The 11,423-nt window shown below is 60.3% G+C and carries 10 protein-coding genes; all 10 read left to right on the top strand.

Features of this window, described 5'->3' with window-relative positions:
* Nucleotides 1-208 precede the first annotated feature (208 nt).
* Nucleotides 209-664: a ribosome maturation factor RimP gene (locus L6R21_14085; GenBank protein MCK6560320.1), complete on the top strand. Its 456-nt coding sequence runs from the start codon at nt 209-211 to the stop codon at nt 662-664.
* Nucleotides 665-684: 20 nt separating this feature from the next.
* Nucleotides 685-2,121: a transcription termination factor NusA gene (gene nusA, locus L6R21_14080; protein MCK6560319.1), complete on the top strand. Its 1,437-nt coding sequence runs from the start codon at nt 685-687 to the stop codon at nt 2,119-2,121.
* A gap of 134 nt (nt 2,122-2,255) precedes the next feature.
* On the top strand, nt 2,256-4,958 hold the full coding sequence (gene infB / locus L6R21_14075; GenBank protein ID MCK6560318.1) for a translation initiation factor IF-2: 2,703 nt from the start codon (nt 2,256-2,258) through the stop codon (nt 4,956-4,958).
* Between the two features lie 28 nt (nt 4,959-4,986).
* On the top strand, nt 4,987-5,268 hold the full coding sequence (locus L6R21_14070) for a DUF503 domain-containing protein (protein MCK6560317.1): 282 nt from the start codon (nt 4,987-4,989) through the stop codon (nt 5,266-5,268).
* Between the two features lie 39 nt (nt 5,269-5,307).
* The gene (gene rbfA, locus L6R21_14065; protein MCK6560316.1) at nt 5,308-5,670 is read left to right on the top strand and encodes a 30S ribosome-binding factor RbfA; all 363 of its coding nucleotides are present in this window, start codon (nt 5,308-5,310) and stop codon (nt 5,668-5,670) included.
* A 93-nt stretch (nt 5,671-5,763) separates the two neighbouring features.
* Nucleotides 5,764-6,465: a tRNA pseudouridine(55) synthase TruB gene (truB, locus tag L6R21_14060; protein ID MCK6560315.1), complete on the top strand. Its 702-nt coding sequence runs from the start codon at nt 5,764-5,766 to the stop codon at nt 6,463-6,465.
* 2 nt (nt 6,466-6,467) lie between these two features.
* Entirely contained in the window at nt 6,468-7,433 is a 966-nt protein-coding gene (locus L6R21_14055) for a bifunctional riboflavin kinase/FAD synthetase (GenBank protein MCK6560314.1), read from the top strand.
* Nucleotides 7,434-7,579: 146 nt separating this feature from the next.
* Nucleotides 7,580-7,849 carry a 30S ribosomal protein S15 gene (gene rpsO / locus L6R21_14050; GenBank protein ID MCK6560313.1) on the top strand — a complete coding sequence of 90 codons (270 nt, stop codon included), beginning with the start codon at nt 7,580-7,582 and terminating at the stop codon, nt 7,847-7,849.
* Between the two features lie 202 nt (nt 7,850-8,051).
* Nucleotides 8,052-10,136, top strand: a complete 2,085-nt coding sequence (gene pnp, locus L6R21_14045) for a polyribonucleotide nucleotidyltransferase (protein ID MCK6560312.1) — start codon at nt 8,052-8,054, stop codon at nt 10,134-10,136.
* A 106-nt stretch (nt 10,137-10,242) separates the two neighbouring features.
* Nucleotides 10,243-11,358 (top strand): alanine dehydrogenase, encoded by a 1,116-nt coding sequence (gene ald, locus L6R21_14040; GenBank protein ID MCK6560311.1) that lies wholly within the window; start codon nt 10,243-10,245, stop codon nt 11,356-11,358.
* The last annotated feature ends 65 nt before the right edge of the window (nt 11,359-11,423 follow it).

Here is an 11,423-nt window from a genome sequence, read left to right as displayed (position 1 = left end):
GATTGGGTAACACATATTATGAGGCAACGACGCCATTTCAAAAAACCTTCGGTAACAATATTTATGAGCCAATGCGGAGGCGGGGGACTGGGAAAAAGGGCTTGCAATTGGGTGAACCGATCACTATATTCCGCGTGCTTGAAAGTGGGTTCAAAAGACCCACTTTTTTGTTGTAGGGGGTATGACAAGGCAAAACGGACTGGTGGCGATGGATCCCTTACGAGAACGGTTGCTGCCCATCATCACGCCGATCGTGGTCGAACGGTTTGGTCTCGATTTCATCGACCTCGAGCTCAAAGGCGGACGCAGCAACAAAGTGGTTCGCATCGTGGTGGATGCGGATGGCGGCGTCAAACTGGATACGTGTGCCGCCATCAGCCAGGCCATCAGCGATGAGCTCGACACCAGCGATCTCATCCCCGGCCGGTATCGCCTCGAAGTTTCCTCGCCGGGAGTTGACCGGCCGTTGCGCACGATGCGGGATTTTCAAAGAAACCTCGGCCGGACAGTGTGGCTTCGCCGCCACGGACTGGAAGAGCCCCGCGAGCTGGAGGGCGTGATCGAAACCGTCACCGCGGAGAGCCTGGTGCTGGCAACCGAGGCCGGGCCGCTCGCCATGCCCTGGCCCGAAATCGAGTACGGCAAATTAAGAATGCAGTGGTAGTCAATCAGGATGGCAGTGTCATGAAAAGCGAAATTGCGGAAGCCTTCTCGCAACTCATCAAAGAAAAGAACATCGACAAGGACCAGTTGACGGAGATTGTTCATTCCACGGTCATGGGAATGATCAAGAAAAAGTACGGCACCACCGACAATTTCGATGTCTACGTCAGCCTGGACAAGGGTGAGATCGAAATTCACCAAACCAAGATGATCGTCGAACAGGTCACCGATGAGGTGCGCGAGATCGACCTCGAGACCGCCCGCCAAACCGAGCCGGATTTCGACGTCGGCGATGAATTTCTGGTGATCATCGACCCGATGGCCTTCGGCCGGCGGCTGATCACTTCCGCCAAGCAGAACCTCAACCAGCGCATCCGCGACGAGGAAAAGAAAGCCATTTCGGATGAATTCGAGACGCGCATCGGCGAAATCGTCATGGGCGACATCCGGCAGATCAGCCGCGGCGATGTCTTCCTGAATGTCGATCGCACCGAAGTGCTCCTGCCCAGAAAAGAACAAATCGAAAGCGAGCGTTACCGCCGCGGCGACAATCTTCGCGCGCTGGTGAAGGAAGTGCGGCGCACCAGCCGTGGCCCGGAAATCATCGTTTCGCGCAGCGATCCCAAGTTTCTCGTGCGGCTGTTCGAATTGGAAGTACCGGAAATCTACGACGGCATCATTGAAATCAAAGCCGTGGCGCGCCAGCCCGGCGAACGTTCGAAGATCGCGGTATCCTCCAACGACAAGCGCATCGATGCGGTCGGCGCCTGCGTCGGCATGAAGGGCATCCGCATTCAGGCGGTGAGCAAAGAGCTCAACAACGAAAAAGTCGACGTCATTCCGTGGAGCTATGACAGGGAAGTTTTCATCACCCGCGCGCTCAGCCCGGCCAAGCCGGTGCGCGTGCTGATCGACGAGCCCAACAATCGCGCGGTGGCGGTGCTGCCGGATGATCAGGTTTCGCTGGGGATTGGCCGCGGCGGGCAGAATCGCCGCCTCACCAGCAAACTGACCGGCGTCGAAATCGAGATCATGAAGGAATCCGAATACCGCCAGATGATCGAGGAGCAGCGCGGCAAGGAAACGCCGCTGGAGTATGTCGCCGGCCTGAGCCAGGCGATGCTGACCAAGCTCAAAGACGCCGGTTTCAACACCGTGAATGACGTGCTGAAGGCGGGCGAGCAGAGCCTGACCGAGATCAAAGGCATTGGTGAGAAAACGGCGGAGAAGATTTGGGCCTTGGTGCACGGCAGTGACAGCGCGGCGCCCCAAGCAGCAGCGGCACCTGCCGCGCAACCGGAGGCTGAATCGGAGGAAGCCGCGGCCGCCGAGGGAGAGGTGGAGGAAGGAGGAGAGGAAGAAGGAGAAGAAGTAGTGGAAAGCGGGGAACTGGCCCACGCGGAAGAGAACGCCGGAGATAACGAGCCGCAACCCCTCCCGGTTGCGGGCGATGTCTGATCCATGCGATTCTCCGATTCAAGTTAATTCCCAAGAGAACCGGGCGGCAGCCGTGCAGCGCGGCAAGGCCGGCTGCGGCCCCAGCGGGCGTCTCTCTTGATCTGTAGCGTCTCAAATTTTGGCAGGGTATGGTAGTGACAACCAAACGTAGAGTGCATCAGGTTGCGAAGGAGTTCAACATCTCCAATGAAGCCCTCATTGGCTTTCTGACTGAGCTTGATTTCTCGGTGCAAAGCCCCAATGCGGCGCTGACGGATGAGATGTATGAACAGATTCTCAAGAAGTATCGCAAGGAACCGGCAAAGAAAGATGCAGACTACGAATTTCGCCGGCACATTCGCGACAAGAAGCTCGAGGAAGAGAAGGAGCGCGCCAAAGCCCGTCAGGAATTGGAAGAACGCATGCGGGTCGCCACCAAGCTGATGGAGAAGCGCTCCCCCAAGGAAACGGCGAAAGAGCGGCGTGCGGCCAAAGCAGCGCCGGAAGAGGCCAAGCCGGCTCGGCGCAAAGCCGCCCCCAAACCGGGGCAACCCGAAGCCACACCGGTCGGAGTCATTGCCGCTGCGTCGCCGGTGGTCGAGGCTCGCGTCGAGCCCAAATCCGTGCCCAGCCTACAAGAAACCATCGCGGCCCTGATTCCCGAGGAAGATTTGCATCCCACCACCGCACCGGCGCATGCAGAACCGCCGGCCGCCAAAGTGACGGTGGTGGAACCTGGTGCGCCGACGCCGAAGAAGGCAGCGACTACTGAAGAGACGACCGAGGCCGCCAAGAAGCGCAAAAAGCGGAGACGCCGCAAGAAAAAGGACAAAACCGTCGCCCCCGGAACGGAAGAGGTGCTGCTCACCGAAGCCGAGCATTCGCGCGACAAGGCGAAACATCCGGCCGCGGCGCAGGAAGAAGAAGAACGCGCCGCGCGCAAGGGCAAGCGCAAGAAGAAACGCAAGATCAGCGATGCCGAAATCGAAGAGTCCATTCGCCAGACGCTCGCCGCCATGGAAGGCGGAGGCAAACCGCGGGTGCGTCGTCGCCGCGCGCGCAGCGAAGACGGCGAACTGGTCGCCGACGAACAAAACAAGCTGCAAGTGCCAGAGTTCGTTTCCGCCTCGGATCTCGCCAAGCTCATGGAAGTCGATCCCAGCGAAGTCATTCGCAAGTGCATGGGATTGGGCATCATCGTCTCGATCAACCAGCGGCTGGATGCGGATACCATCATCACGGTTGCGGACGAATTCGGCTATGACGTCGAAATCGTGCAGGAATACGGCACCGAAACCGTCGAAGAGCAGGAGGAACAGGACGATCCTACCGACTTGATGAGCCGGCCGCCGGTGGTGACGATCATGGGACACGTCGATCACGGCAAAACCTCCTTGCTGGACTACATTCGCGAGAGCAATATCGTGTCGCGCGAATCCGGCGGCATCACGCAACACATCGGTGCCTATGAGGTGGAATTCAACGGCCGCTTGATCACCTTTCTCGACACGCCGGGCCATGAGGCCTTCACCGCCATGCGGGCGCGCGGCGCGAAGGTGACCGACGTCGTGGTTTTGGTGGTGGCCGCTGATGACGGCGTGCAGCAACAAACCCTGGAGGCCATCAGCCACGCGCGCGCCGCCGGCGTTCCGATTGTCATCGCCATCAACAAAATCGACAAACCCAGCGCCAATCCGGATGTCATCAAGAATCAGTTGTCGCAGCACGGCATTCTGGTGGAAAGCTGGGGCGGCAAGTACCAATCTGCCGAGCTTTCCGCGAAAACCGGCGTGGGCGTTGATCACTTGTTGGAGTTGGTGCTGCTGGAGGCCGACATTCTCGATCTCAAAGCCAATCCCAAGCGCCGCGCGCGCGGCGTAGTCATCGAGGCCGAGTTGGACAAGGGCAAAGGCCCGGTTGCAACCGTGTTGGTGCAAACCGGCACGCTCAGAGTCGGTGATCCCTTTATCGCCGGACATAACCACGGCAAAGTGCGGGCAATGTATGACGAGCATGGCCGGCGCCTGCAACAGGCCCCACCCTCGAAGCCGGTGCGCGTGGTCGGCTTTGCCGGCATCCCCAGCGCCGGTGATACCCTGGCGGTGATGAGTTCCGAAGCCGAGGCCAAGGAAATCAGCTTGAAACGGCAACAGCTCAAACGCGCGCAGGATTATCGCAAGACGCAGCACCTCACCCTGGATCAACTTTCCAAGAAGATCAAGGAGGGCGGCGTGAAGGAACTGCGCGCCATCGTCAAAGCCGATTTCGACGGCTCGATGGAGGCGCTGAGCGACTCGCTGCTCAAGCTTTCGACCAATGAGGTGGCGGTCAACGTGATTCACAAAGGCGTGGGCGGCATTTCGGAATCGGACGTGCTGCTGGCGGCGGCCTCCGAGGCCGTGGTTTTCGGTTTCCACGTGCGCGCCACGCAACAGGCGCGCGAAGTCGCCGAGCGCGAGAGCGTCGATATTCGCATTTACAAAATCATCTACGATGCCGTCAACGACGTCAAGGCGGCGCTGGAAGGCATGCTGGAGCCGGAGATCTCCGAGGAGATCACCAGCTCGATTGCAGTGCGCGAAACCTTCCGCGTGCCCAAGGTCGGCACGGTAGCCGGCTGCTACGTGCAGAGCGGCAAGGTGCATCGCAGCGACAGCATGAAGCTCTATCGCAACGACAAGCTGATCTTCGAAGGCAAGATCGCCTCGCTGAAACGCTTCAAAGACGATGTGCGCGAAGTCGCGGCCGGCTTCGAATGCGGCATCAAGCTGGAAGGCTATGACGACATCCACGTCGGCGACGTCATGGAAAGCTTCCAAATCGTCAAAACCAAGCGCACGCTGGTGGCGGCCGCCTGAGGCGCGCACTGCAAACCTGGCTTCCCCAATGTTCGTCGGCGTCTGCCAGATTGAAATCATGCTGCCGGAAAGCGATTCGCTGAAGGCCAAGCGCTTCGTGCTGAGCAGCATCAAAACCAAGATTCAGAACAAATTCAACGTCTCCGTCGCCGAGGTGGGTAACAACGAGCTGTGGCAGCGCGGCGTGCTGGGCCTGGCGCTGGTGACCAACGAGCACAAATTCATCGATCAAACCTTCAACAAGATCCTCGAACTGCTGTATCAGGAAGATCGCCTGGAGGTGCTCGGACACACCGTTGACATCTACTGAAGCGTGGCGTTGCTGACCGGAAGCATTGCGGATATTCTCATGGCACTGAAACGCGCATCGCGAGTCGCTTCGTTGCTGCGTGAAGTTCTAAGCGAGATTCTTGCCACCCAGTTGAAGGACCCGGCCGTGGGGCGGATCACGATCTCCCGGGTCACCCTTTCCGATGACTTAAGAAACGCACGCGTCTATTTCAACATGCTGGGAACCGAGGCCGAACGGCAAAAAACGCTGGCCGGCCTGACACGCGCCGCCGGCTTTCTGCGCACGGAACTGGGCAAACGCATGGATCTGCGCCGCGCCCCGGACCTGCAGTTCCTCTACGACGACACGCTCGACTACGCCGAGCGCATCGACCAGTTGTTGAAGCAGGCTTTTCCGCCCGACGCCAAACCGCCCGAATGAGGAATCCTGCCAACGCCCCGGCACAGCCGAGGCCGAGCGCTCTCGGACGGACACCAACTCGCAACGCGGTGCGACGAGTAACGATCTGCGCTAATGACAGAACCCGCCACGCCCTCACGCACGATTTCCCGGGCGCAGCTTGCCACCGGCGAAATCTGGAGCATCAATAAACCGGCCGGTTGGACCTCCTTCGACGTGGTCAACAAACTGCGCTATGCCTCGCGCATCGCCAAAGTCGGCCACGCCGGCACGCTCGACCCCTTCGCCACCGGCGTGCTCCTGGTCTGCTTTGCGAGCGCGACCAAACAAGTCGAGCAACTGATGGCGTTGGAAAAAGAATACGAAGGCGTGCTGGAACTCGGCGTCGAAACCGATTCGCATGACGTGACCGGCAAGATTCTGAACACACGACCGGTGCCGGCGCTGTCCGCGCAACAACTGGAACAGGCGCTCGCGCAATACCGCGGCACGATCCTGCAAAAGCCGCCGATGTTTTCCGCCTTGAAGCAGGGCGGCCGCCGGCTGTACCAGCTCGCGCGCGCCGGCCAGGAGATCGAACTCGCAGCGCGGCCGGTGACGATCCATGCTCTTGAGCTCGTCGCCTATGCGCCGCCGCTGCTCACCCTGCGGCTGCGCTGCTCACGCGGCACCTACGTGCGCAGCCTGGCGCGCGATCTCGGAGAGGACCTGGGCTGCGGCGCCCATCTGAAATCCTTGTGCCGCACGCGCGTGGGGCCGTACCTGCTCGCGGACAGCGTGACCGTCGCGGAGTTTATCAAAAGCCTGGTTGATTGACGATGGCGGTGAAGACGTTTGTTGGCCTCGAACAGGTGGTAAAGGACGCGGGCAGCGTGGTCACGGTCGGCTCATTCGACGGCTTGCATCGCGGCCACCGCATGATTCTGCGGCTGCTGCGAGAGCAAGCGCAGGCCCGCGGCAGCAGCACGACGGTGGTGACGTTCGAACCGCATCCGCAGTTGGTCTTGCAGAGAAGCGGACAGCCGCCGCTGTACATTCTCACGACCATCGCCGAAAAAATTGCACTGCTCGAGGCCCTCGGCCTTGACCGGCTGGTGGTGATTCCCTTCACGCTCGCCTTTTCGCAGACGCCCTCTGAGGCGTTTGTGCGTGAGATTCTTTTCGGCACCATCGGCATGCAGGCCATCGTCATCGGCCATGATCACGGCTTCGGCAAGAACCGCGAAGGCGACGTTGCCACGCTGCACCGCCTCGGCCGGCAGTTGGGATTTGCCGTGCACGAATTGCCGCCGCTGCAGCAGGGCGAAACCGTGATCAGCAGCACGCAAATCCGGCGCGCGCTGCTGGCCGGCGAGATCGAGCTGGCCAACGAGTGGCTCGCCGACACGTATCGCCTCGGTGCGAAAGTCGTGCGGGGCGAGGGCCGCGGCAAAACCATTGGTTTTCCCACCGCCAACTTGGCGCCGCTCCATCCGGACAAGCTGATTCCCGCCAACGGGGTGTATGCAGTGCGCGTCCGGCGGGCGGAAGTGGAAAAGGGCGGCATGATGAATATCGGCGTGCGGCCGACATTTGCCGGCACCCGCCGCACGCTGGAAGTGCATCTTTTCGACTTTGCCGGCGATCTTTATGATCAGGAGCTTGAAGTTCGCTTCGTGGCGCGCCTGCGGCCGGAAATGAAGTTCGACTCGGTGGCCGCGCTGCAAGCACAGTTGCAGGCCGATCGTGCCGCCAGCCTTCGCCTGCTGGCCGCGGTGGTGGCGCCGGCCGATCGCAGAACGTGAATCCGGCCCCGGCCAGTGACGCTGCCGCAACAGCACAAATACCCGGGCGCGCCGCTTGCAGTTGTGCGAAAAATTTGCCACTTTCCAACAAAAATCGCATCGCTCAAATCTGTTCCAAAAGCTAACCTCATGAGGAGAATGCTGCAATGGCTTTAACCAACTCGCAAAAAGCAGAAATCATGCAGAAGTTCGGCAGCAACGACAAGGACTCCGGCAGGGCGGAGGTGCAAATCGCGCTGCTGACCGCCAACATCAACGGCCTGACTTCCCATTTCGAGGCCAACAAGAAAGACCACCATTCCCGCATGGGTTTGTTGAAAATGGTCGGGAAGCGCCGCCGGCTGCTGAACTATCTCGCCAGCACCGACGTCGCGCGCTATCGCAAGATCGTCAGCGACCTGGGCTTGCGCCGTTAGTTGCCTGTGACTCGCATGCTGTAGACCTGCCCCCTCGTGGGGCTTTGTTACATTGGTCGGAACATGTTCGGACCGACAGGGTTCACCGATCTCTAGATCACAATCTCTCAAACCTGTTATTGCGTTTGTACAAAAGACGACGCCCGCCGCCTGATGTACAAGAGAGCGAACGGGGTGACATTAACATCGAGGAGTTTTCCGAATGCTTAGTCGCAAGGAAACTGAACTGAACGGGAAGGTGTTCGCGATTGAAACCGGCCGCGTCGCACGGCAAGCGGACGGCGCTTGCTGGGTGCAATTTGGCGATACCATCGTGCTCGCAACCGTCGTCGGCGATCCCGAAGCCAAACCCGACGTAGATTTTTTCCCGCTCACGGTCGATTATCGTGAGAAGGCTTACGCCGCCGGCAAGATCCCGGGTGGCTTTTTTAAACGGGAAGGCAAACCGAGCGAAAATGAAATTCTGTCAGCGCGCTTGATCGACCGCGGCATCCGCCCGCTCTTTGCCGAAGATTACAGCAACGAAGTACAGGTCATGGTCGCCGTGCTGTCGGCGGACAAGGAAAATGATCCCGACGTGTTGGGCATCTCCGCCGCCTCCACGGCGATCATGCTCTCCGGCCTTCCCTGGAACGGCCCGCTCGCCGGCGTGCGCGTCGGCCGCCGCGACGGCAAGTTCCTCGCCAATCCCACCCATGCCGATCTCGAAGGCAGCGACTTGGACCTGGTGCTGGCTGCCACCGAGGATTCGATCATCATGGTGGAGGGCGAAGCCCACGAAGTCAGCGAAGCGGATATGGTCGCGGCCTTGGCGTTTGGTCATGAAGTTGCGCGCCAGCTCATTCAGGTGCAAAAGGCAGTGGTGGCGGAGGCGGCCAAACCGCCGCGGCCGGTGATTCCGATTGAGCTGCCCGCCGGCCTGGAAAGCCGCGTGCGCGAGGCCGCCACCGAAACGCTGCGCGGCCTGCTGCGGGAATCCGACAAGCAGAAACGCCGTGACAGCTTGAAACAGTACTACAAGACTCTGACGGAAGCGCTGCAAGCCGACTTTCCGGAAAGCGAGGCACAAGTCAGCACGATTCTGCACACCATCGAGAAGGAGATTGTGCGCGCCATGATCGTGCACGATCGGCGCCGCCTCGATGGCCGCGACTGGACCAGCATTCGCGACATCACTTGTGAAGTCGGCGTGCTGCCGCGCGTGCACGGCACCTGCATCTTCACCCGCGGCCAGACCCAGGCGCTGGCGGCCGTCACCCTCGGCACCAAAGTGGACGAGCAGAAGATGGACGAGCTGGAGGGCGAGTTTTACAAATCCTACATGCTGCACTACAACTTTCCGCCGTTCAGCGTCGGTGAAATTCGCCGTCTCGGCGGCCCGGGCCGCCGCGAAGTCGGCCACGGCAACCTGGCGGAACGCGCGATCAAGGCAGTGATGCCGAATGAAAAAGTGTTCCCCTACACCGTGCGCGTGGTTTCGGATGTTCTCGAATCCAACGGCTCTTCTTCGATGGCGACGGTGTGCGCCGGCTCGCTGGCGCTGATGGATGCCGGCGTGCCGATCAAAAGCGCGGTGGCGGGCATCGCCATGGGCCTGATCCAGGAAGACGGCCAAACCGTCATTCTCACCGACATTCTGGGCGACGAGGATCATCTCGGCGACATGGACTTCAAAGTCGCGGGCACGGCCCAGGGCATCACCGGTTTTCAGATGGACATCAAGATCAAGGGCCTGTCCTCCCAAATCATGGCAGAAGCGCTCGAACACGCGCGCCGCGCCCGGCTGCACATTCTCAACATCATGAACGCCACGCTGAGCAGCGCGCGTCCCGAGATCTCGCAATATGCGCCGCGCATCCTGACTGTCAAGGTGCCGACCGACAGCATCGGCTTGATCATCGGCCCGGGCGGCAAGACCATTCGCGACATCACCGAACGCACCGGCACGACCATCGATATCGATGACTCCGGCGTGGTCACCATTGCCGGCGTCGATCCGGAGGCGTGCAACAAGGCAAAAGCCATCATTCAAGGCATGGTGGCGGAGCCGGAACTCGGCACCATCTATCAAGGCACCGTCAAGAGCGTGAAGGAATTCGGCGCTTTCGTGGAGATTTTGCCGGGGCGGGAAGGCCTGCTGCACATTTCGCAGATCGACAACCGCCGCATCGCGCGCGTTGAAGATGTGCTGAAAGTGGGCGACGAAGTCACCGTCAAGCTGATCGAAATCGCTCCGGACGGCAAGCTCCGCCTCAGCCGCAAGGCGCTGTTGTCTTCCGATTCCTGACAGGCGTTCCACATCAACACCGGAGAGCGCCTCTTTCCCGGCGGTGGAGACCGGCACTCTCCGGCAACCGAAATGCATCGGCTCACCTATCTCAGGGAGGATGGAAATGGTTATCGGCGTTCTCAAAGAGATCAAGAAGAATGAAAATCGGGTGGCTCTGATTCCGGTGGGTGTCGAGTTGCTGAAAATCAATGGGCATGAGGTCTTGGTCGAAAAGGATGCCGGCCGGGGCAGCGGATTCCAGGATGAGGACTTTCGCCGCGCCGGCGCCACGATCATCGCGGAAGCGGCCAAAATCTACCGCGAAGCCGACATGATCATGAAGGTGAAGGAGCCGCTGCCTTCCGAATATCCCTTGCTGCGCGCCGGCCAGATTGTTTTCACCTATTTTCATTTTGCCGCCTCGCGCGAGCTGACCGAAGCGGTGATCAAATCGAAATGCATCGCCATCGCTTACGAAACCGTGCAGACGGAAAACAAAGCCCTGCCGCTGCTGATTCCGATGAGTGAAGTGGCGGGCCGCCTGTCGATTCAAGAAGGGGCGAAGTGCCTGGAGAAGCTGCAAGGCGGCGTCGGCATTTTGCTGGGCGGCGTGCCGGGCGTGGAACCGGCCCAGGTGGTCATCCTGGGTGGCGGCGTGGTCGGCACGAATGCGGCGAAAATCGCGGCCGGTTTTGGCGCGCGCGTGACCATTCTCGATTTGAGCCTCGACCGGCTGCGCTATCTCGACGACGTCATGCCGAAGAACGTGCAGACCGTGATGTCGAACCCGGCCAATATTCGCAAAGCCATCGCGCAGGCCGACTTGGTCATCGGCGGCGTGCTCATTCCGGGTGCCAAAGCGCCGCATCTCATCACCCGGGAAATGCTGTCGTTGATGAAAAAAGGCTCGGTCATCGTCGATGTCGCCGTCGATCAGGGCGGTTGCGTCGAAACCATCCATCCCACCACGCACGACAATCCCACGTACGAAGTCGACGGCATCGTGCATTACGCCGTGGCCAACATGCCCGGCGCCGTGCCCATGACTTCGACCTTCGCGCTCACCAACGCCACACTGCCGTATGCGATTCAACTGGCCAATCACGGCTATCCCGAGGCCGTGCGCAAATCCCAGGCGCTGGCTTACGGCGTGAACATTGCGCATGGCATGGTGACCTACAAGGGCGTGGCCGAGGCCTTCGATCTTCCCTACACGCCATTGGAAAAAGCGCTGGCATGACCACGGTGACAATTTGAATTCTGCGTTTGCAAACCCAACTGCCGCCCGCGATCCAGTTGGGTTTT

Source organism: bacterium (assembly GCA_023150945.1).
Lineage (GTDB): Bacteria > Zhuqueibacterota > Zhuqueibacteria > Zhuqueibacterales > Zhuqueibacteraceae > Coneutiohabitans.
Note: the sequence above shows the minus strand (reverse complement) of the source record. Positions and strands in the feature narration are given on the sequence as shown.